Origin of the sequence: Anabaena sp. CCY 9613 (genome assembly GCF_963920895.1) — a bacterium.
Taxonomy (GTDB): domain Bacteria; phylum Cyanobacteriota; class Cyanobacteriia; order Cyanobacteriales; family Nostocaceae; genus Cyanocohniella.
In genome coordinates this window covers 1-22618 of sequence record NZ_CAWUDE010000020.1, presented here as the reverse complement: position 1 = coordinate 22618, position 22618 = coordinate 1, and the positions used below count along the sequence as shown (strand labels likewise).

The window sequence follows — 22618 nt, the reverse complement described above, 5'->3', positions numbered from 1 at the left end:
GAGGTAGAGACTGGCTCAACATCTTGTTTTCAATGACCTCCCAAACTAACTTTTATTACAGTGCCCCAGCTGCTGTTTTATCGAGTACGCCTCCACTTAAGTGAGAGGTGATGTTCATTGCTTGCAGTACTGGCAAACCATCGAGTCCATGGGGGTAGTCAATTACACTGACTGCACCATTACCTTGGCGGAAATGCCAGAAATTTTCTGTGGATAAACCTAGAACATGACACAGTAGGGTTTTATTAGTAGCATCGTGAGCCACTATCAATCCAGTTTTGAGTTGATTTTTTAATGCAATTTGCACAATATCTTGCCAAGTGGCAACACTACGTTCCCAAACCTGCTGCAAGTTTTCCCCTGCTGGCATTTGGACGTTTGCTGGTTCTGTGCGCCAACGATGTAACTCTCCAGGAAATTCTTGGTCTATTTCTGTTTCTAATTTACCTTCCCAAAGTCCGTGACTGATTTCTCTTAAACCATCTTGTAATTCCAAATTTATCTGAGGATGATGAGCCAAGATTAGCTCTGCTGTTTCTTTAGGACGCAACATAGAACTACTCACGGCAAAGTCTATGGCTACATCACGCAGAAATTCACCAGCTGTTTGTGCTTGTTGCTTACCATTGTCGTTGAGAGGAATGTCAATTTGACCTTGAAATCTGGTTTGACGATTCCACTCGGTTTCTCCATGACGTACCAACAACAATCGCACGCCCTGATGATTCGGGCGCAAGGAAGGAAAGGTTTCTCCCATGTGTTGCGTCTGATTCATGGATTCTAGTTGGACTGGTTCACCCAAACCTCCAGCGAAGTTCAAGACGGTGATGCCACAATTCGATTGCTGTAGGCAATGATAACGGCTGGGGGGAATACCTAATGCTGTACTAATGAGGGCGCGATTGATGCCGTTATGCCCAACTATGAGAATGGTTTCTCCGGGATGGCGTGATAAAGTTTCTTGCCAAAACTGCTGTGCTTGTTTGTATAAGGCCAAGACAGGAAAATGTTCTCTTGTTCCTTCTGGTTCTTCAACCAGCATCCGCAATTCGTGGGGGCGTTCTTTCCAGGTGCAATAGTCTTCAGTAAACTTCTGCTTGACATCAGCACTCAGCATTTCTGCCCACAAAGGCAAATCAATTTCCATCAGCTTTGGGGAAACTTGGGGAACAGGAGACTTTCCATAGTGACTGACTAACTCACTAGAGATAATCTCTGCTGTTTTTTTTGCTCGCTGGAGGGGACTGCTGTAAATCGCAGTAAATAAAATATTGCTGAGGGCTTTGCCTACTTGACTGGCATCATTACAACCTTTTTCCGTTAATTTTGAAACATCGGTACGTCCTTGGATTCGCCGCTCGGTATTATAGCTGCTTTGTCCGTGGCGCACAATGATGACACGAGTCATCTATTTTGCCCTCCTCTATCTAAAGGACTAATTTTACAACGATTGCAGCATACATCTCACGAATATATGAGTGACTCAAAAATCCATATATCCTTTGGGTGTGAGAGTCTGGTTGATCATTAAGTTACATTGCTATCTGCATTTTGACAGAAATATTCATCCGTAGGGTTGAATTTAGTTTTGGATAGGTCATGTAGGCTAAAGTTTTGGGCTAATTATCATTTGAGAACCCGTATCAATCATGTTGCTTCATCATTCAATGTTGTCCCTGCTGCTGATTTCTACAACCAGCTATTTAATCCCAACTCAATTTTTAGATAGAGGTTCAGGCAGGTTAGAAGCCACAGCCATGAATAATTATGTCGCTGTCAATCAAAGAAACAATATGACTTTTGAGCTTAATTCTTACCAAATGTTGACCCCCAAAAGTTCCAAACTATTCTGGTAGGTAAGGATGGGCAATCAAAGCGCCGCGAAGATAACCCCATTGACCCAAAGGTGATTTTTCAACAAATCGATATGATGCCCATGCGTCAAAGAGAAATGCAGGGCGATCGCTAGCCAAAATAGCCTATTCTCATGAAGAGATGGATTCCTGATTTAACATCTCTGTTGTCTCTGTATCTGTAATGATGCCATCGCTATCATTAAATACCGAAAACCCATCCATATTAATCCAAATGGCACTCGGAATAGGAGAAATATCAGCGTGAGTAAAAATCCCATCAATGAAGCCAATGTTACCTGACCAATTAAGTAATTACGGAAATTTTGTTGAAGCGATCGCTGGACTAGTTGAGCAAAATCCCCCGGTAATTTTCTAAATAAACCTTCCCAAATCCTCGAATCATCTAATCAAAGGTAAAAGATTAATACTACTGTAATTAAAATATCAGAAAGACTATCAATAGTTTCAATAAAAATACTAAATAATTTATCAGCTTATGATGTCATACCAAATTTTCCTGAAGTAAAAAATTGTTTGATAAATAAGATACCACAGGCAATTCTTTCAGTTTGTCGAAAACCAAAAAGATTTTGTACAAACTTATAGACTGGTCTTTTACTATTAGCTTTAAACTCTGGAAACAGATTTAACGCTTCTTCTAAAAAGATTAAATATTGTGAATAATCTATAAATAAAGACTCTCTTGCAAGGTCAAAATATGATTTAGCTAAAGCATGACGGTACTTTAGGGAAAGCTGGTTCCTATTCAAAAGTTTTTGCTCTACTTTACTGAGTACTAAATAGTGACATTTTAACCAGCGACTCTTAGATGAAGTAGACACTGTGACAGCACCATGTCTTCTATAAATTGCATAGCAACCAGGTTGATACACAACTTTAGCTTGATTCATTACCACTGAGATGAAAAAATCCCTATCTTGAGCAGCCGTTAAAGTTTCATCCCAACCGCCACTTTTTTCTACTGCGGTTCTTTTATAGAGTAAAGCAGCCAGAGCTACCCACCAATTTGCTAAGAGAGAAGCCACAATATCTGTTTGTGATTCAGAAATTTCTATATTGTCTAGGAAACTAGAGCCATCAGACAAATGGCGCTGATGTCTCCAATCGCCATATACCACATCTGCTTCTGTTTCCTCAAGAAAACTGACTTGTCTGGCAATTTTTTCAGGTAGAATATAATCATCTGCATCTAAGTACTGAATATACTCTCCTCTAGACAAATCAAATCCTCTATTTCTGGCATAATTTCCGCCTTTGTGGGGCGAAGTTTCCCAAATAATTTTATCTTTGTAACTTTTGATAATTTCTAAAGAATTGTCTGTAGAGCCATCATCAATTACAATGATTTCGATAGCTGAATAGGTTTGTTGTAAGCAACTATCAATTGCTTCGGCTATCCATTTTTCTGCATTAAAGCAGGGGATGATGACTGAAACTAGGTTTGACATCTGTTTTCCTCAGTACTATCCAGAAATTAATCCTAGTCAAAGGATTTTGTTTTTATATTCAAGGCACTTAAATAGATAGACATAAATACAAGAAAGGATGAATGCAGGACTTTAGCTCTTATATTTTCATACAAGTTTTGTATCTTGTACCAGCTTTCCAGTCCGCCTATAAATTTATTCCTTGACATAATTAGGTAGACCTAATAATTAATCAAATAATGTTTTGTTCGTAGTGAGCGATTTATCGCTCTCTTCCCAGATTTTCAAGAACTAGAGCCGCTGAATACGAAATTTCATTTTATTAAGCTTTCTTACTTAATAGCTAAAGTCAGATTTAGTTGACTAGTATTCCACGGTGTAAATAGGGATACTGTTTAAAAAACTCAAATTCTCAAAATACAAGCCTGATGACTATTAACTTTCGCCTTGCGGTACTAGTTATAGTCTTTTCGCTTTACGTAATAGTTTTGTGTCAATGCTAACACCAATGATTCCGAAACTTGAGTAAATTTAAATGGAGCTTTTTTAGGAAACGAAGCCGAAGACAATGTTTCAAAAACCATAGTTCCCTGTTAAACTCCATTGCTAATAACTTTCCAGGTTCGTGGTTGATAAAATAAACACCGACTTGTATTTTTATTGGCTTTTACAGTGAAGCGAAAAGACTCGATTATATCAAATGTTTGCACATCTTTTCTGACATAAATTTTAGCACTATATACACCTGGCACTAATCCGCAATAAGGCATAGACATTTGGATTTCTAGTTTTCCAGGCGATATTTTTAGAAGCTCGTTATCGCTGTTAGCTGTCAGATATAAAACTAGATCATTTTCTCCTGATAAAGCGGTAATTAAAACACCCAAGTTGGCATTTTCAATAGATTGATAAGCTTTACATTCTACGGATAAGTAAGCCGGCTCACCAGTCATGAGTGTAGGCAAAATATTACCTTCTGTATCTTTAAAAGCCAGAGAGAGAATATCTAAGCCCAGACTCTCATTTCTAGGTTTTTCTGGTAAAACCATTGCCCCTAGAGCATTTGCTAACCCACTTAAAGATAAATCTTCTTCATACTTACGAACAACTATTTCTGTTTCATCGGCTAAAATTAACTTGCCTTTAGACAAATAAATTGAATTATTACAGATATTTAAAATTGAATGAGCATTATGGGAAACCAAGATGAAAGCTGTACCTTTTTCTCGCAGCTTTGCTAACATCCGGTGGCATTTCATTCTAAATTTAATATCCCCAACTGCCAGTACTTCATCAATTACTAATATATCTGGTTCTATATGCACCGCACAAGCAAATCCCAACCGTGCTGCCATGCCAGAGCTATAAGTTTGTACAGGTGAATCAATAGCATCAGCAATTTCTGCAAAATCAATTACATCTTGAAATCTTGCTTCTATTTCTTTAGTAGATAAACCCAAAATTGACATATTGGCATAAATATTTTCTCTCCCTGTAAGAATAGGATTAAACCCGGCTCCCAGTGCAATCAATGGAGCTACTCTACCCTTAACCTCCACACGACCAGTATCTGGTTTAATCAAACCACTAATGATACGTAGTAGCGTACTTTTTCCGGCTCCATTTGACCCCACTAACCCTAGGGCTTCTCCTCGCCGCAGTTGAAAGCTAACATCTTTCAGGGCCCAAAATTCTTTTGGACGTAAAGTATCACTTTTTCTATTAGCTCCTAATAATTCTATGGCAATATCCTGGACACCGTACATTAAAGATTTTTTGAGGTTTCTACAGAACTTTTTGGAGACATTCTCCACAGAAACAACTACTTCGCTATTATCAGGGAAAACAGCAATTTCTTTAGTTATCAAATTAGTCATTATTAGGAACTCACTCTCTCAACCACAAAAGGCATAGCAAGACGGAATGTAATCCAGGTTAGCAGTAGTCCTACTAAAGTAATCATACTGACTAGCCAAAAACTTATAGGATGTGATATTAATCCTGTGGTGGCTAACTCTCTGGTAGTTACTAGTAAGGGAGTGACGGGATTAAGTTGTACTAACAAGCCAAAGGTTCCTTCTGTAGGAATTGGATAAACTACAGGAGTTAGGAACAGCCAAAAACCTGTAATTAATGTTAGTCCTTTCGATACATCTTGATAGAGTACTCCTAACGGCGCTAGTAAAATGCCGATAAATGTTCCCAGCAAAACTAAATGAATTAATGGCACTGGAGTTAACAGCACTGTCCAGCCTACGGGAATGCGAAACCAGATAAACAATGCCACAATTAAAATTAGCTTGATGGCAAAGTTAAAAAATACTTCACCTATTTTTGCTAATATAAGTGCCTCGCGGGGAAAGTTAACTCTGGCTAACATGGGTTTGGCTACAGTCACCGCTTGCACTGGTCCATTTAAGGCTTCAACAAATGTTTGCCACAAGGCAGTGCTAAACATAACATAAGCGGGATACGGTAAATCAGTAGCACCAACACTAATCACGTTGGCATTACTAGCAAGGGTAAAACCAACAGCCATGACGATTGGCGGTAAAAAAGCCCAGGCGATTCCTAAAAATGATTGACGATATTGGGCGCTAATATCCCTTACCATTAGTCGCCAAGCAAGTTCACGAGAGGCTAGCAAGTCTCGCCACATTTGTCGAAACAATGTCAGCGGATGTCTCAGTGTACTTTCTGGTGTATATACGACCTTATTTAACTGAGAATTACGTCTTTGATGTTGCTTCAAAACTATTTACCTTTGGCCAAGAGATTGCAAATGTCAATTGTCTAAAAGAGAGGCTAGAAGCTAGAAGTTAGAATTTATACTCCCTAGTCCCTAGTCTCTAGTTCGCACCTACGGACTCACCCTGCTTGATATCTTGCTTTTGCATGACAGTTGGCAAGTGTTTTTGAGCGTAGCGGTCGGTGACAAAACGATTGACTACTTTGTCTACAGAACCCAGAATTTTATTAGCTAAGCGAGAATTAATTTTACCAATGAGGAGTTTACGGGACAAAGGTTTAATAATGGTCATGTGTCGCCGCCATCCCAAACGATTGTATTTATTTTTGAAGTACTGATCTTCGGTGATATCCCACTTTTCACGTAGGTGTTGTAGACTTTCTATTTCCCAAGCATCACTCCAACGCAGCATGTAGTAGGGTATGTCTGTCAACTCTAGTTGCACACCTGGGACATAAGTCATGAGTGATGCTGGTTCTAGGTAGACTGTACCGCCGGCTTGAGCTACCAAGATGCAAAAATCAACGTGTTCTTTGGTGTTCAGTAGTTTTTCATCTAACAGCCCAATTTGCTGAAATATCTCTGTGCGTACCATCATGCAATGGAACTCTGCTAGTCCGGTTTCTTGTCGTTGTAGCTGGGGAAGTACATCTGCAACTTTCCGACCTTGTTTATAAATTTTTTCAATTATCCGCCGTCTTGTGGTTTCTCCTTTGGTTTCTACTGCGACGCCAGATTCTCCGCCTGCACAATGTACTTCTGTGTGTAGTGGTAGATGTTGACAGATTAAGGGACTAACTACTGTGGCTGATGTTTCTTCGGCACATTCCACCAAAGGCTTTAACCAACCAGGGGTGACGACAACATCGTTATCGATGAACACGACGTATTTGCTTGTAACTTGTTGTAGTCCTATATTTCTGGCGTGGTTTGGGGCGAGATAATAATCGGTGCGAATTAGTTGAAATTGTTTTTGTTCGGCTTGTTTGGCTAAATAATCTTTGATGTGACGTGGGGAACCGCCATCAACATAAATTAATTTAAAGGGATATTCAGTATGTTCGTAAATGCTTTCTAGGGATTCACGGGTATAGCTGAAACGTTCCCGTGGGGATACAACAATTGTAACTTCTGGGGTGGCGATCGCTTGTGAGTTCATGGAGTAATCTCAATCAATTAATGTAGTTTTCAATGATCGGAATTAAGTACAGAAATTGGCAAATTCTAAATTTTGTTAGTCGTTTGATATGTCTATATTGGCCCCTCACGATTTAATGATACTTTTCTTATATATTTTCATAATTCATCTTAACTAATGGAGTTAATTCTGTAGTTGGAGAATATAAATCATGTGTCATTACCTGCTGATAAATTTCAACTAGCCTATCGTTTAACTTATGCAGATCGTAATGTGATTCTACATAAGCACGACCTGCTTGACCCATTTTTGCCCAAATGTCTGGATGCTCTATTAGATAACTTAATTTCTCAGCTATGGCATCAGTATCGCGTTCTGGTACGAGGAATCCAGAGACACCATCCTTCACCAATTCAGGTATACCACCGTGGCGAGTAGCTATTACTGGTAACCCCATAATCATAGCTTCTTTTAAAGTATTCACTGGGGCATCTTGGTCGCCATCTTTAGCTGTAATACTGGGGGCGATAAAAATATCCGAGCTATCAATAATTTCCACAATATCGGGCTGTGTTTTCCACCCCAAAAGCTGTATTTTATCACCAATATCCAGAGCATCAATTAGTTGCTGTAATTCTGGTTTTAATATGCCGTCACCAATAATTTTATACTCGATATTTTGGTGAACTTTGGACACTTTAGCAACAGCTTGAATAGCATATTCAATGCCTTTTTTTTCTACAAGTCGACCAGTGGTGGTAATGCGAATTTTGCCATCGGTACGGGGCTGTCTGACTTTAAATGGAAACAAACTGCTATCTATACCTGAACCATGAACAACGATTTTTTGTGGTTCACAACCTAGTTTGATGATTTTTCGCTGGAAATATTCACAGTTGGTGAGAAAAAAATCTCCTTTCGCAAATAGGGGTTCATAAACATGTTCTCCTTTTTCCTGAACAAAGCAGCTGATATCGTAGCCGCGAAACGTAGTAATTAACTTACCTTTAATCGCCCCAAGTTCACGCAAAACCATTCCTTCTAAACCGTTAGTCCCAAACTGACAGTGGATAATATCATATGGTTGGGCAGCTAATGACCGGATAACTGAATATAATAATCGTAAAGAAATGGCTTCTCTACCATATTGTAAAAAGTTGAACGATCGCAGTATCACTAAAGGAGCTTTGAGAAAATTTGCCAGCGCTAATTTGATGCCTTTTAGTAGACGCCACAAGTAATTTGTAGGAACTTCTGTGCGATAATAAGTATGATTTAATAGTTGGTAACTTTCTACATCTGGATGTATTTTGGTATGAACTGGTGGGATACCATAGATATCAACCTGATGCCCACGGTCAATTAATCCTATGATTTGATTGACAATAAAAGTCTCAGATAAAGAAGGGAACGTGCCGACTATAAAAGCAATTCTCATAGGAATTTGTTTCCAAAAATACAATAATTCATTTTTTATCTTTGGTGAAAATAAAATCTATAATATTTTTAACACAGCTATTGTTGGGAAATTTCTAACTAGAGGAATAGTTCTAAGAACTTTTTGAATTAGCATAATATACACAAAATAATAAAATCACTAGTTGGCTAATAGTTGGTTAAGGCAACTACTAAAAATGCCTTAATTATGAATTGATATTTGGTGAATTAACATAAAAATCTACTTAAGCAGATACTAAATAATATGAACTTTTGATGAAGAGAAAAAGTGTTGTAGAAAAAATAACAATTTAAATTTTGGTAAAGATAGGATTAAGATAATTAACTCGGCGGAAATGATATAGTATGTCACCATCCCTCACTGAAAAAATTCTTTCGCAATTACCAGGCGATGCCTTGGGAGGTTTGTATCAAGGCGATCGCCTCCTGAAATCTATCAGAGAAAACACAGCACCAGTACCGACAGTAGTTAAAGAAAGTCAGCAAAATTTAGGCACTGTGGAGTGGGATGCCATTGTCTGTGGTGGCACATTAGGCATTTTAATTGGTTGCGCTTTAGCGGTGCAAGGGCGGCGAGTAGCCTTAATAGAACGAGGAATTTTGCGGGGGAGAGAACAAGAATGGAATATTTCTCGCCCAGAGTTAGCAGTGTTTTTGCAATTAAACATGCTAAGTAGCGAAGAATTAGAACAGGCGATCGCCACTCAATATAACCCCGCACGCGTCAGTTTTGATGGTGGTACACAAGTGTGGGTTGAAGATGTCTTGAATATCGGCATTGATCCGGTTTACCTACTAGAGACATTGAAAACCCGATTTCTGGCGGCTGGGGGCCAGTTGCTAGAAAACACACCCTTCACAGAAGCAATAGTTCATCCAGATGGGGTGATAGTCAATAACCAATACAAAGCAAAGTTATTAATCGATGCAATGGGGCATTTTTCACCCATCTCCCGCCAAGCACGCCAAGGTAAAAAACCCGATGCTTTGTGCTTAGTAGTGGGAAGTTGCGCCCAAGGTTTTCCCGAAAATAATTCTGGCGACTTATTGTTATCATTCACACCTGTGCAAAATCAATGCCAGTACTTTTGGGAAGCCTTCCCCGCTAGGGATGGTAGAACCACTTACTTATTTACCTACATGGATGCAGAACTTCAACGCTTGAGTTTAGCAGAATTATTTGCAGAGTATCTGCGACTGCTACCAGAATATCAAGGTGTTGAATTAAATCAATTGCAATTTCAACGAGCATTGTTTGGCTTTTTTCCTACCTATCGCCAAAGTCCCCTGAAAACCCCTTGGAATCGCATTTTGCCCGTAGGTGATAGCAGTGGTAGTCAATCTCCTTTAAGTTTTGGTGGCTTTGGGGCGATGGTGCGTCACCTGAAGCGGTTAACATATGGCATTGAAGAGGCACTACAAACCAATCAATTATCAGCCCCAAATTTAGCCCTGTTGCAACCTTATCAGCCAAATCTCACAGTAACTTGGTTATTTCAAAAGGCCATGAGTGTGGGTGTAAATCAAAAAATTGACCCTGATCAAATTAATAACTTACTCTCAGCAGTTTTTCAGGAAATGCAACAGTTAGGGACACCAGTACTTAAACCGTTTTTGCAAGATGTCGTGCAATTTTCGGCACTGACACAAACATTGTTCAGCACTGGCTTATCCCATCCGGGATTAATTGCCAAAATAATTCCCCAAGTTGGATTGGGTAGTTTACTCGATTGGATACTACATTACAGTAATTTAGGTGTTTATACTGCCTTATTTAAACTAAGTCCAATGTTAGAAACATGGATGAATCATCAATCAAGCGAACAACAATATTATTGGCATCGTTTAATTGATGCCTGGAAATATGGTTCTGGTGCTGATTATTCTGATGAATGATGGCTAAAACTTGAATATTAGGTGTGTGAAAATAAAATGATTGAGCGGAAATCTGTAGGCATAAAATACTTTCCTGTACTGATCAGCTTACTGCGCGATCGCCTGGTTTTTCTTGATGAAATTCGCCAAGGTGCAAGATTACCAAGCAAAATCATTTCTTTGTTGGTTTGTAGTTCTATCTTTCTGGCTATTTATGGCGGCATCATTGGTGCATACCATAGTTGGATGCAAGCGTTATCTTCCGCGGTCAAATTACCAGCACTTTATCTAATAACACTGCTAATTTGTCTGCCAACATTGTATTTTTCTAATATTATTTTTGGTTCCAAACGTACTTTTAGTCAGCACTTTGCCCTAGTTTTAACGGCGGTTTCCGTTACTAGTGTTCTTCTATTTAGTTTTGCCCCAATTACACTATTTTTCTTAATTACTACTAATAATTACCAATTTTTAATTTTGTTAAATGTAGTAATTTTTGCCATCACAGGATTCATTGGCATATCTTCTTTATATCAGGCAATGAATTTAGTTTTAGAACAAGATAATGAAGGTAGCAAAACACGTAAGAAAATCTTACAATTTTGGTTATTACTGTATGCTTTCGTAGGCAGTCAGCTAGGATGGACTCTCAGACCTTTTTTTGGTGCCCCTGATTCTGCCTTTCAACTGTTTCGAGAAAGAGAAGGTAATTTTTATCTGAGCGTTATTCAAGCTATTAGCTACCTCTTGGGATTAAATTGAAGAGTCAAAAGAGACAGGGTTGCAGGTATTCTGAAAATTTTAGGTTTTTTTAATAAATAAACTGTCTTAACTGTCTTAACTGTCTTAACTGTCCTTGCCTTGCCATGAGAACAGTAAGAATATAAAGCTGTATATTCCTCTAGTAACAAAAACATCAAAAAGGAGTAGGCTGATGGAAGAGCAAGATACAACAATGTACAAAGTTGTAGTTAATCATGAAGAACAATATTCCATCTGGCCAGCTGACAGGGAGAATGCTCTAGGCTGGCGTGATGCAGGCAAACAGGGACTTAAAGATGAATGTATAGCATATATTCACGAGGTCTGGACTGACATGAGACCTCTAAGTCTACGTAAGGCAATGGAAGCAAACCACTAGCAAATCGGATTCTCTGTTTGCGAATTGCTGAGTAAAATAGTTAACTGAAGCGTTAACAATAGCAGTATAGTCTTGCTTCATGGCAGTGTCACGGCATAGATATTGTATGTGTGTGTACAACACTGCCCTATCCCTAAGTTTTTCCCTGCCTCTTCTTCCCTACTCCCTAATCATTACCTGCTGTGCTTTTGCTATTTGCAAAAGTTCTTGGGTTGTTAAGCTGGTTTTTTTCTCTACAGATGCTTGTCGTACTGCATCTAATACTAATTGGGTGGCTTCTGGGTTGAGAAATATATCATTCTGTTGCAGTAAGTTAGACAATAAATGCCGGCCAGAATGTTTACCCACAACTAAACGTCGCTGTGAACCCACCTCTTCGGGGGAAAATGCTTCGTAAGTATTAGAGTCTTGCAATATCCCATGAGCATGGATACCTGATTCGTGAGCAAAGCTATTTTCACCGACAATTGCCTTCCACGGATGGACATTGTACCCTGATGCTGAGGCGACAAGTCGAGATATTTCTAATAAACGAGAAGTATCAAGTCCTAAATCATACTGATATATGCGTTTGAGAGCCATTACCACTTCTTCTAAAGCTGCATTTCCCGCTCTTTCACCTAAACCATTAACTGTTGTATTAACTGATAAAGCCCCTGCTTTGATTCCCGCTAGACTGTTGGCAGTTGCTAAACCAAAATCATTGTGGGTGTGCATTTCTACGGGTATGGATAATAATTTGACTAACTTTTGAACTTGCGTATAAGTAGAGAAAGGATCGAGAATACCTACTGTGTCACAAAAGCGAAACCGCGATGCACCACATTCTTGAGCATAAAGTGCTACCTCCAGGAGAAATTTTTCCTCGGCTCTAGAAGAATCTTCTCCACCTACAGAGACAAAAAGTCCATGATCTACAGCGAAGCTGATGCTATCTCGCAGTTTTTGGAAAACAACTTGCCAGTTACCCTGAAATTTAGCGGTAATGAGAATTGTCGAGACAGGAATCGATATATGTACGCGCTGTAAACCACAAGCGATACAAGACTGAATATCTGAAATCACAGCCCGGTTCCAACCAAGTAATTGAGCGCGCAAACCCAAGTGAGAAATGGCGATGATCGCTTGCTGTTCTGCTACACCCATTGCGGGAATACCAACTTCCAATTCATGCACTCCCATTGCATCAAGTAATTGAGCGATCGCTATTTTCTCTTCTAAATTAAAAGCTACACCAGCAGCTTGTTCACCATCTCGTAAAGTTGTATCATTAATCACAATTCCATTCATATCAGCAATGCCCCCACAAGCAAGTCCCGTAGATCACAAAGAATTATATTGTAAGTAAAAATACAGTCCATTTTCTTGCCATGTTTTGTTCTGCTGCTGCACAGAGACTAAAGGAATACCCCAATCGAGACGAGCAGTAAAATTATTGCCTTGTGTCCACCTCAAACCTAAACCAACAGATGCTAGGGTATTAGGGTCGGGGTTCTGGGCGTTATTATTCCAAGCAACGCCAAAATCAACAAAAGGGACAATCTGCAACAAACTGTCTATTTGGGGCCAACGCACAATAGGTACAAGAACTTCCGCTGAAGCCACAGCACCATTGTCAGTCAAGAGTAAATCTTGCCGATAGCCACGAACACTGTTGACACCACCTAGTCCTACCTGTTCTAAAGGTAAAAGCGCCCTGGAGGCTAATTGCGTATTTCCCCGGAGGATAAGTAACATTTCTGGTGCTAATAAGCGCACCCACTGTACTTGCCCTTGCCACGCCAAAAAGCGACTATCGGGAAGTTCGGAATTAATTGTGGCATTGAATGCACCTATACCCAAATTAAATTGCGATCGCCATGCCATTATGAAAAAAGCGGATTGCAGATATGCGTGTGCTTCCGGCGGCATCAGATCCTGGTGAAGGAAAGGGTGATTTTTCGCCTGCGTCGTCAGAAAAATTCGCTTCACTTTCTCTTCTAGAAGCTGTCACACCCAGAGCAAATTCTTGGGTGGGTGTTTGCAGCAATGGCTGGCGAAATGTCAATTCATAATAGCGAGAAGATGATTGGATATCAAGGATATTGAAAGGACGTTCGATGACATTACTCGCAGCCGTTCCCCAATTCAAGGTAAGTGTGCCGTTGTGAGGATTCACCGGCAATGTGTAGCTGGTATCTAAGGCATTACTGCCATCGGTATTAGTGTAGGTGAGACTCAAGCTGTCTCCCGATCCCAGCAAATTAGCTTCATTCAATTGTAAGCGGCGGCGAAAACTACCCACACTAGGCGATCGCCCATTATCTAGAATGGCTTGCACACTAAATGTTTTTGCTTCTTGAATCTTCACTTGGAGGATACTCGTCCCCGGATGCAACCCGGCTGATAGTTCCGCAGATAAAGTTTCAATTAAAGGGTCAAGTTGCAATAGTTGTAATGCTGCCAACAATTCTTGCCGATTTAAGGGTGCGGATGTGGCGATCGCTAGGCGACTGCGGACATAATTAGAGTCTAAACGTTGAGTACCTGTAACTTGGATGTCCTCTAATTGACCTTCAACCACTTGGATTTTGATCACACCTGAGCGAATAGTTTGGGGTGGTATGTAGGCACCAGAAGTGATATAGCCTTTGCTGATGTATAGTTCCGTAATTTGAGTACGAGCTTGAAAAACTTCAGCTAATGAGATCGGTCTTTGAATAAATTCCGCCGTAGCTGCGGCTAACTCTTCGGCACTAAGTACTGTACTGCCAACAACTTCAAAGCGTTCTACAGTAATAGTTTGTGGAATATTTTCCGGTAATTGGTATTCAGGTGTAGAAGGAGCCGGAGCAGGCACAAATAAGTCTGCCGGTGGGGGTAGTGGTTGCGGTGGTGTCGTTGGTGCTTGTGGCACAGGTACAACTGGTTGGAGATCCTGCGGGGGTGGTAGTTGTATAGGATCGACAACCTGAGCTTTTGTTGGATGAGAAATTATGCTACTGAGTAATGCAAACAAACCCAGAGGCAGCCAGGACATGCTGAACTTCTGGAGGTAGTTATCTATCATGGACTGGGCTAGTTTGTCTCAGGAACTATGAAATGATGCAGAGACTCCTTAGATAAAAATATTACTAGATATACTTGTTGTTTTGAATAGCAAGTAGTAATTCTGTTAAGTAACCCCAAGATTCTACTTTAAACCTCGTCCATCATGAAAAGTGGAGTTTTTGTCATGGCGACGCCAGGAAGCAATCTCATAATCTTGACTACAAACTACAGTTTTTAAGGTAGACAAGGTTTTGTCCAGTAGCCTAGAAGCTTGATATTTGCCCACTGAAATTTCATACTAGTATTGATTAGTATTTAATACCAGTATTTCAGTAATTTGTCTGCAATAGCTACTGCTACAATGTTTTCGAGCAGAACTACTACATAATTTAGAGAATAAAAAATTACATTATTGGGCAAAGCGATCGCTCACATAATTAGTGTGGGTGGTGTGACCCCCTGAGGGTGAAACCACTAATTAAGGTAATCTCTTTAGGTAAGAAGTCATCTATTCAGGATTTGCCAATACAATGGGTCTAAGAACTACAAAATTTCCCCAACCGCCTTGGTTGGATACTGATTTAGGCTATAGCTCTATTTGACACAAATATCATTTTATTCAGCGATAAATCTGTTCCCTGGCTGTTTTCATCTTTATAATTCTTGATTCCCAAGATTTAGCTCGGCATAACCTTCGCTATGTAGTTCAGACGTCAATAAAAACATGAAAATTGATGAATTAACTATGCGATTTAAAAATCAGCTAATTTACATGCCTGATTTATATCATGTGATTGATCATTGCCCGTTAACGATTAGCCCTGATAGTTATGTCGTCGATGCCATTGTCTTGATGAATCAAGAGCGAAGTCATAATTATTCCCTCATTGATCAACATTATTCATTAAATAAACAGATATTTCAGCATCAAGACACCAGCTATGTATTGGTTGTAGAGAAAAAAAACTTATTAGGTATTTTTACTGCTAAAGACGTCATTAAAGTCATTGCCAACGGGATAAATATATCCCAGGTAAAAATCGCCGAGGTCATGGTACAGCCAGTTATCACCCTGACTACATCCCATTCCCAGAATATTTTTACAGCCTGGACACTATTGCGTCAGCACCAAGTTCGTTATCTGCCCATTTTGAATGAGGGCAGGCAATTGGTGGGAATTGTCACTGAAACTAGTTTACTCAACGCCCTCGATCTGTCAAAGATGCTGGGGATGATCAACCCCTTGCAGCAAGATTTACAATACCCAACACATGAGTTAGGACAAGTAAATCAACAACTACATCAGGTATGTTCTCAAACTCCAAATGAATCACCATGTTGCTTGGATGCAGAATTGGCAGAAATTGTGCAGGCGAACCAGAAATTACAGCAAATCTTGGCAGAATTTCAAGTAGAACGCACATCTGAACTGCTTGTAGCTAATAACCTTTTACAACAGGAAATTAATGAACGCCAGCGTGCTGAAGAAGCATTGCGGCAAAGTGAACAACTTTATCGCCAACTAGTAGAAACTCAAGCTGATGTGATTATCCGGGTGGATTTGCATGGGCAAATTACCTTCGCTAATACAGCAGCGTGTCAAACTTTTGGTTGGCAAATAGATGAATTTCGCCACTCGTCTCTATTTGATTTTACCTATGCCGATGATGTGGCTGAAGTCAAACAAAATCTCACAGATTTGCTATCTCCACCTTATCAGTTGACTATTAATGAGCGACGTGTGGCAACAGTGGAGGGTCTGCGCTGGTTTCAATGGCATGTGACCGCAGTCCAAGATGACACAGGAAAGGTAGTGGAAATCCAGGGTTTAGGTAGAGACATCACTGAACGTCGGCAGATAGAGTTATCACTGCAAAAGAGTGAAGAAAAATTTCGCCGGATTGCCGAAAATACTCAAGCCGTGATTTGGATGTCAACCACAGATTTAGAGAAGAATTTGTATGTTAATCCTGCTTATGAAAAAATTTGGGGTCGTGCTTACCAGAGTTTAATTGATCAGCCAGACTCATGGTTAGAAGCAGTGCATCCAGACGATCGCCATCGTGTGCGGGCCAAAATACAGCGCCTGAAGCAGGGTGAGTCGGCTGATGTCGAATATCGGATTTCCCGCCCCGACGGCTCGCTGCGATGGATCTGGGATCGGGGCTTTGCCATATATAATCAGCAAGGCCATGTAGAATATAATGCCGGCATTGCCGAAGATATTACAGAACGTAAGCAGATAGAAGAGTCGTTGCAAGAAAGTGAGGCCAGACTGAGTTTGGCTCTAGAAGCCTCTCACATGGGAATGTGGGACTGGAATCTGATCAGCAACGAGCTAGTGTGTTCTAGCAACCTGGGAAACATATATGGTTTACCCAGTGGTGATTGTAGTCACAGCATGGCAGAACTGTTGAACTTAGTTCATCCTGAAGACCGGGAATATTTAACTGCCGCTGTAGCTAGTAGCATTGAGCAAGGCAACCAATTAAACAGCGAATTTAGAATTATTAAGTCCGATGGCAGCGTTCGCTGGCTGAGTCAAAAAGGTAAAGTCTTTAATAACGAAATTGGTCAGCCAACGCGGATGATTGGTACAACTAGAGACATCTGCGAACGCAAACAAGCAGAGTTAGCATTACGAGACAGCGAAGAACGTTACCGTTCAGTGGTGACAGCAATGTCTGAGGGCATTGTGGTACACGAAGCTAATGGTAAGATCATCGCTTGTAATCCTAGCGCCGAGAGGATTTTGGGGCTTTTTTCCGAGCAAATATTTGGCCGCATTTGTACTGATCCTCGTTGGCACACCATTAAAGAAGACGGCTCTCCATTTCCTGGTGAAACTCATCCAGCAATGGTCACTTTACGCACAGGACAACCATGCTCAAATGTAGTCATGGGTGTTCATCAGCCTCATGGACAACTGGTTTGGATTTCCATTAATTCCCAACCTTTGTTTCGTGACAATGAACCCACTCCTTATGCTGTGATTGCTTCCTTTTCAGACATCAGTCAACGCAAACATGCTGAAAATAAAATCTTTGAACAAGCAGCCTTACTAGATATTGCCACTGATGCCATTTTAGTGCGAGATTTTCAAAGCCAAATTTCATATTGGAATCAAGGCGCAGAGCGTTTATATGGTTGGTTAGCAGAAGAAGCTTTGGGTAAAGATGTCCAACATCTGATGTTCAAAAAAACTTCGCCTCAACTCAAAGCTGCTTTAAAAACCGTCACCGAATCTGGTTCCTGGCAAGGTGAATTACGTAAAGTTACTAAATCTGGCCAAGAAGTCATAGTTGAAAGCCGTTGGACATTGATGCGTGATGCCGCAGGACAACCCAAGGCTATCCTCTCAGTTGATACTGATATTACACAAAAAAAACAACTAGAAGAGCAGTTTTTCCGCGCTCAACGCCTAGAAAGCCTCGGCACTTTAGCCGGTGGCATTGCTCACGACTTAAATAATATACTGACACCAATTTTGGCAGCATCTCAACTGCTACAAGTAAGATTTGCTCAAGACCAAGAACAATCTCAACGTCTACTAGCGATTATCGAAAAAAATGCCAGACGCGGCGCTGATTTAGTCAAACAAGTGTTGTCATTTGCGCGGGGATTTAAAGGAGAGCGCACAATCCTGCAAATCAAGCACCTGATTGCAGAAATTACCCTCATAGCCAAACAAACATTTCCTCGATCTATCGAATTTGTACTCTCCATTCCAGAAGATTTGTGGGCTATCTCTGGGGATGTGACACAACTACATCAAGTACTGATGAATTTAGTGGTGAATGCCCGCGATGCCATGCCAGACGGTGGTAAGCTGACAATTTCTGCCCAAAATATCTTTATTGACGAAGCTTATACCCGAATGCATCTTGATGCCAAAGTTGGGGATTATATTATGCTCACTGTGGCCGATACGGGAATGGGTATGTCACCAGCCACATTAGATAGGATTTTTGAGCCATTTTTCACCACCAAAGAAATCGGCACAGGTACGGGATTGGGTCTTTCCACCGTGTTGGGCATCGTCAAAAGCCACGGGGGTTTTGTGAGTGTGTCTAGTAAAATTGAGCAAGGTAGTAAATTTAAGCTGTTCTTACCCGCCGTCGCCGCCACTCCATCACTGGAAACCAAGAATTTAGAGACATTTCCTGGACAGGGAGAACTAATTTTAGTAGTGGATGATGAAGCGCAAATTCAAGAAATTGCCAAAATCATTCTAGAAAAGCACAACTATAGAACTCTCATAGCCAGTAATGGCATCGAGGCGATCGCACTTTATGCCCAGCACAAAAAGCACATCAGTGCAGTGTTAATGGATATCATGATGCCAGAAATGGATGGAATCACTGCTATCCGCACCTTACAAAAAATGAACCCCCAAGTGCAAATCATTGCTTGCAGCGGCATCAACCCCAATGAAGCTTTGGAGATGGCCGATAATACTCAAGTCCAACGAGTTATTTCCAAGCCCTACACAGCCCAAGATTTATTGCACAGCCTCAATCATCTACTGAGGCTAAATTAGCCTCGCTAAAATCTGAGATTAGGTGAAAAATTTGAGAAAATCCATCAAATTAGGTAAAGGTAATTGGTGCAGGTAATTGTTTATTTCCCTGGATGCAGCTATTCCAGAGATCATCGCGTCTTCTGCGAGATGTCCTCCACACCAATCACCACAGCAGACTAAAGGTAAGAGCGTAACTGTAGATAAAACGGTGTTTTCCCAAGGAACAGTAGGAAAAGCATAGCGCCAACGATGTACTTGCATCCACTCTGGTGTTTCCAGCCAAGAAAGCCTTAAATTCTGGGCTGCTTGTTGCAACATATTCTGTCCCACGGGTTGTAAATCTGGGGACTCTAAATGAAGTTGGGCAAAATTAGCGCTGCTTTGAAAGACAAATACAGGTTGCTGAGGATGGGGACGCTTACTGCTATCTAAACCAATCCATCCCAAAACAGCATCATCTGTAAACTTCTGATCTTGCCAATGTGGTAGGAGTTGAGAATTTGCCGGATATCCAGCCATCGCACTAATACATGGAGCAAATTCTACAGAACTCAAATTGTCCAGAAATTCTTTGCCTAATACATTTTCACCCAAGGGTGATAACAGCATGAAAGCTTGGGGTGCTGGTATAGCTAAGACTACAGCTTTAACTATTAATTCTGCATCACCAGATTCGAGAGTCAGACACCAATTATTTTCGGGAGTAGGGTTAATGGCGATGACACGTTGATTTTTCCAGACTTCCAAACCTTGGGCGAGAAATTTAGCGATCGCACTCATTCCCTCCGGTGCAATATAACGGGGTGTAGAGTTAAGTTGAGTGTTGTCTGTCCAATCTTTTAAAATATGGCGATCGCACAACAATTTCACAAAATTTTGGCATAATTCACCCTGAGGCTTTAGGTAACACGCCCCATGATCTGCCCAAGTTCCATACAAGCGCCGCGTAGCCAGTCGTCCCCCTAAACCACGAGATTTTTCCACAACTAACACCGAATATCCAGCTTGAGTTAACTGCTGGGCACATACCAAACCTGCCATGCCGGCACCGATTACTACAATATCAGTCATAAATTTTTTAACAAGTGGGGAAGCAACTAATACCAATAACTCCTGAGGGCTAATAGTAGAATAAAGTACAAGGACGCAGCACAACGGGAGAAAGGGAAATTGGATGAATTGAGGGAAGCACTGGAACTGGCTACAGAAGAGGAATTACAAGACTTAACGGCAATTTTATTTAGTCGGAAGTTTAATCCCCTAGACTATGTTCATACACCCGAACCTATAGAAGTACAAAGTCAAGACCGCAAATCTTGGTTAGATACATTAGAAAATCGGTTTCGGTTTTTGGCGGCCGATGGGGTGACAGTATTGCGGGGACGGACAAATCATGTCAGTTACCGCCAAGCATTAATTCATGTATGTAAGTATCTGAAAATTACTTATTCTCAAGAGTTGACAACTGTTGATTTAGAAGCCGAAGTATTTTTACATCTACTAGGACAGGTTTGGAAAAAGTTGCCGACCAAGGATAAACAAAAATTGACTGAGAGTATACAAATTCAGCTCGTCAACTCAGAAATCAAACAACCCTTACCACTTTTCTTGCAACGTGACCCCTTAGGATTACTGTTTAAAGGTGGTAGCGCTTTGGCTGTTACTTCTATACTCCAGCCATTGGTACTGCAACAAATCGCCCGTCAATTTGCGATCCACTTTGCTAAGTATCAAGTAGCTAAACAGACGGCAATTGCTGGTTCTCAAGCAGCTACCACGCAGTTTAAAGGCTATGTAGCTTTACAAATGGCACGCCGAGGGATGACGATGAATGCGGCTCGTTATGGGGCAGTACGCAGTGTCTTTACCTTGATAGGCCCAATGATGTGGACTTGGTTTTTTGCAGATTTAGGCTGGAGAGCCATTTCTACTAACTATGGTCGGATTATTCCTACCATTTTTGCCTTGGCACAAATTCGTCTAACTCGTGCGGAATGTTGGGAAATAGCTTGAAAAATTAAACATTAAAAACTAAAAATTTCCAGTTGAAATTAGCTTTTGATCACCCCAACCCTAATTTACAAGCCCCTTGGAGATATGCCCAAATTGGGTTACTAATATTGCCTTTTAGTCCATCTCTAGGGGGTTTCAGTATAGGTTTAGCAGCATTACTAACTTGGCTGCGAGAATATCGCACCATTATCCGCCGCCCCTTGAACTGGGGATTTGCTTGCTTAAGTGTATTGCTAATTATTAGTTCAATTTTTGCCTATGACAAAACACAGGCTTTTCTAGGTCTGTTTAATTTATTACCCTATTTTCTCTTTTTTGCTGGATTCAGTACCCTGATTCAAACACCCGCCCAATTACGTTACATAGCCTGGATACTGGTCATCAGTTCTGTACCAGTAGTGATTATGGGCTTTGGGCAGATGTTTTGGGGTTGGCATGTCAACATGCAAATTTTGTGGATTTTATTAGATATAGCGATCGCACCTGGAGGAGAACCACCAGGACGCATGGCAGCTATTTTCATGCACGCCAATATTTTTGCGGCTTATCAGGCGATCGCTTTCACTCTAGGGTTGGGGTTGTGGCTAGAACAATGGCAATTAAAAATCAGAAAACCTCGCCGTTTCTTACTCTTGTTTTTAACCCTATCCATAATTACCAACTTTGTCGCTTTGATTTTAACTGACTCACGCAATGGCTGGGCGATGGCGATGGTGGCCTGTTTAGCCTATGCCATGTATCAAGGTTGGCGAATTATTGTTGGTAGTGTTGTCGGTGTAGTTACTACCGTACTGTTGGCAGCTTTTGCTCCCTCACCAGTCGCTCAAACTTTTCGCCGTGTCGTTCCTGCTTACTTTTGGGGGCGATTAAACGACCAAATGTATCCAGATAGACCGGTGGCTATGATGCGAAAAACTCAATGGGAGTTTGCTTGGTCTTTGACTCAACAACAGCCCTGGACAGGTTGGGGTTTACGTAGTTTCTCGGCACTCTACAAGGCCAAGATGCAGATTGACTTGGGTCATCCTCACAACCTATTTTTGATGCTATGTGCGGAAACTGGTTTACCTAGCGCCCTATTATTTTATGGCTTAGTTAGCTGGATATTAATTGCCGGGTTCCAACTATTGCGAACATTAAAAGACATAGCTCAAACAGATAAATTGATATTTTTTAGTTATCTAGTTGTCACTATTGAGTGGGTGCTATTTAATACAGTAGATGTAACCTTGTTTGATTTTCGGCTCAATACATTTTCTTGGGTTTTATTGTCTGTTTTGTGCGGAGGTGTCTATCACTTTCAACAACATCAAAAGCTTAATTTATCGTAGATTTGACACTCTCCCGACTACAAAAATTTCGCTACGCTCATTTTTGCAAAAAGTCGG

Annotated in this window: 15 protein-coding genes and 1 pseudogene; 7 read left to right on the top strand and 9 right to left on the bottom strand. The window is 40.7% G+C overall.

Going from position 1 to position 22618, the window contains the following annotated elements; translation table 11 throughout:
- Nucleotides 1-55: 55 nt before the first annotated feature.
- Nucleotides 56-1408, bottom strand: coding sequence for a histidine phosphatase family protein (locus ACM0OT_RS20125; protein ID WP_414566175.1), 1353 nt, complete (start codon nucleotides 1406-1408; stop codon nucleotides 56-58).
- A 438-nt stretch (nucleotides 1409-1846) separates the two neighbouring features.
- Between ACM0OT_RS20125 and ACM0OT_RS20120 the strand changes: the two genes are divergently transcribed.
- The gene (locus ACM0OT_RS20120) at nucleotides 1847-1969 is read left to right on the top strand and encodes a DUF4174 domain-containing protein (RefSeq protein WP_414566229.1); all 123 of its coding nucleotides are present in this window, start codon (nucleotides 1847-1849) and stop codon (nucleotides 1967-1969) included.
- Between the two features lie 381 nt (nucleotides 1970-2350).
- On the opposite strand, the gene ACM0OT_RS20115 is transcribed toward ACM0OT_RS20120, so the two are convergent.
- The 5 genes from ACM0OT_RS20115 to ACM0OT_RS20095 all read right to left on the bottom strand — a co-directional run bounded on the left by ACM0OT_RS20115 (nucleotide 2351) and on the right by ACM0OT_RS20095 (nucleotide 8629).
- Entirely contained in the window at nucleotides 2351-3325 is a 975-nt protein-coding gene (locus ACM0OT_RS20115) for a glycosyltransferase (RefSeq protein WP_414566174.1), read from the bottom strand.
- 572 nt (nucleotides 3326-3897) lie between these two features.
- On the bottom strand, nucleotides 3898-5181 hold the full coding sequence (locus ACM0OT_RS20110; protein ID WP_414566173.1) for an ABC transporter ATP-binding protein: 1284 nt from the start codon (nucleotides 5179-5181) through the stop codon (nucleotides 3898-3900).
- A gap of 2 nt (nucleotides 5182-5183) precedes the next feature.
- On the bottom strand, nucleotides 5184-6056 hold the full coding sequence (locus ACM0OT_RS20105) for an ABC transporter permease (RefSeq protein ID WP_414566172.1): 873 nt from the start codon (nucleotides 6054-6056) through the stop codon (nucleotides 5184-5186).
- A gap of 97 nt (nucleotides 6057-6153) precedes the next feature.
- A complete protein-coding gene (locus ACM0OT_RS20100; protein ID WP_414566171.1) occupies nucleotides 6154-7212 on the bottom strand; it encodes a glycosyltransferase family 2 protein in 1059 nt (352 codons plus the stop codon).
- 127 nt (nucleotides 7213-7339) lie between these two features.
- Entirely contained in the window at nucleotides 7340-8629 is a 1290-nt protein-coding gene (locus ACM0OT_RS20095) for a glycosyltransferase (RefSeq protein WP_414566170.1), read from the bottom strand.
- Between the two features lie 365 nt (nucleotides 8630-8994).
- Between ACM0OT_RS20095 and ACM0OT_RS20090 the strand changes: the two genes are divergently transcribed.
- The 3 genes from ACM0OT_RS20090 (at nucleotide 8995) to ACM0OT_RS20080 (ending at nucleotide 11665) form a co-directional block, all read left to right on the top strand.
- Nucleotides 8995-10545, top strand: coding sequence for an FAD-dependent oxidoreductase (locus ACM0OT_RS20090; RefSeq protein WP_414566169.1), 1551 nt, complete (start codon nucleotides 8995-8997; stop codon nucleotides 10543-10545).
- Between the two features lie 36 nt (nucleotides 10546-10581).
- Nucleotides 10582-11286 (top strand): actin-binding WH2 domain-containing protein, encoded by a 705-nt coding sequence (locus ACM0OT_RS20085; protein ID WP_414566168.1) that lies wholly within the window; start codon nucleotides 10582-10584, stop codon nucleotides 11284-11286.
- Between the two features lie 172 nt (nucleotides 11287-11458).
- Nucleotides 11459-11665 (top strand): MbtH family protein, encoded by a 207-nt coding sequence (locus ACM0OT_RS20080; RefSeq protein WP_414566167.1) that lies wholly within the window; start codon nucleotides 11459-11461, stop codon nucleotides 11663-11665.
- A 159-nt stretch (nucleotides 11666-11824) separates the two neighbouring features.
- Here ACM0OT_RS20080 and nifV read toward each other — a convergent pair whose 3' ends face one another.
- Nucleotides 11825-12955 (bottom strand): homocitrate synthase, encoded by a 1131-nt coding sequence (gene nifV / locus ACM0OT_RS20075; RefSeq protein WP_414566166.1) that lies wholly within the window; start codon nucleotides 12953-12955, stop codon nucleotides 11825-11827.
- A 33-nt stretch (nucleotides 12956-12988) separates the two neighbouring features.
- Nucleotides 12989-14714 (bottom strand): annotated as a pseudogene (locus tag ACM0OT_RS20070) (ShlB/FhaC/HecB family hemolysin secretion/activation protein).
- 753 nt (nucleotides 14715-15467) lie between these two features.
- Between ACM0OT_RS20070 and ACM0OT_RS20065 the strand changes: the two are divergent.
- Nucleotides 15468-19235 carry a PAS domain S-box protein gene (locus tag ACM0OT_RS20065; RefSeq protein WP_414566165.1) on the top strand — a complete coding sequence of 1256 codons (3768 nt, stop codon included), beginning with the start codon at nucleotides 15468-15470 and terminating at the stop codon, nucleotides 19233-19235.
- Between the two features lie 18 nt (nucleotides 19236-19253).
- On the opposite strand, the gene ACM0OT_RS20060 is transcribed toward ACM0OT_RS20065, so the two are convergent.
- Nucleotides 19254-20288: an NAD(P)/FAD-dependent oxidoreductase gene (locus ACM0OT_RS20060; RefSeq protein WP_414566164.1), complete on the bottom strand. Its 1035-nt coding sequence runs from the start codon at nucleotides 20286-20288 to the stop codon at nucleotides 19254-19256.
- A 99-nt stretch (nucleotides 20289-20387) separates the two neighbouring features.
- Here ACM0OT_RS20060 and ACM0OT_RS20055 point away from each other — a divergent pair, with 99 nt between their 5' ends.
- Both ACM0OT_RS20055 and ACM0OT_RS20050 read left to right on the top strand, forming a co-directional pair.
- Entirely contained in the window at nucleotides 20388-21230 is an 843-nt protein-coding gene (locus ACM0OT_RS20055; RefSeq protein ID WP_414566163.1) for a YaaW family protein, read from the top strand.
- A gap of 32 nt (nucleotides 21231-21262) precedes the next feature.
- Nucleotides 21263-22561 carry an O-antigen ligase family protein gene (locus tag ACM0OT_RS20050; protein WP_414566162.1) on the top strand — a complete coding sequence of 433 codons (1299 nt, stop codon included), beginning with the start codon at nucleotides 21263-21265 and terminating at the stop codon, nucleotides 22559-22561.
- Nucleotides 22562-22618: the final 57 nt, after the last annotated feature.

Coding starts and splice junctions, on each gene's coding strand:
- ACM0OT_RS20115 (WP_414566174.1), bottom strand. CDS start 3,325: ATGTCAAACCTAGTTTCAGTCATCATCCCCTGCTTTAATGCAGAAAAA.
- ACM0OT_RS20080 (WP_414566167.1), top strand. CDS start 11,459: ATGGAAGAGCAAGATACAACAATGTACAAAGTTGTAGTTAATCATGAA.
- ACM0OT_RS20110 (WP_414566173.1), bottom strand. CDS start 5,181: ATGACTAATTTGATAACTAAAGAAATTGCTGTTTTCCCTGATAATAGC.
- ACM0OT_RS20060 (WP_414566164.1), bottom strand. CDS start 20,288: ATGACTGATATTGTAGTAATCGGTGCCGGCATGGCAGGTTTGGTATGT.
- ACM0OT_RS20065 (WP_414566165.1), top strand. CDS start 15,468: ATGCCTGATTTATATCATGTGATTGATCATTGCCCGTTAACGATTAGC.
- ACM0OT_RS20125 (WP_414566175.1), bottom strand. CDS start 1,408: ATGACTCGTGTCATCATTGTGCGCCACGGACAAAGCAGCTATAATACC.
- nifV (WP_414566166.1), bottom strand. CDS start 12,955: ATGAATGGAATTGTGATTAATGATACAACTTTACGAGATGGTGAACAA.
- ACM0OT_RS20085 (WP_414566168.1), top strand. CDS start 10,582: ATGATTGAGCGGAAATCTGTAGGCATAAAATACTTTCCTGTACTGATC.
- ACM0OT_RS20090 (WP_414566169.1), top strand. CDS start 8,995: ATGTCACCATCCCTCACTGAAAAAATTCTTTCGCAATTACCAGGCGAT.
- ACM0OT_RS20100 (WP_414566171.1), bottom strand. CDS start 7,212: ATGAACTCACAAGCGATCGCCACCCCAGAAGTTACAATTGTTGTATCC.
- ACM0OT_RS20095 (WP_414566170.1), bottom strand. CDS start 8,629: ATGAGAATTGCTTTTATAGTCGGCACGTTCCCTTCTTTATCTGAGACT.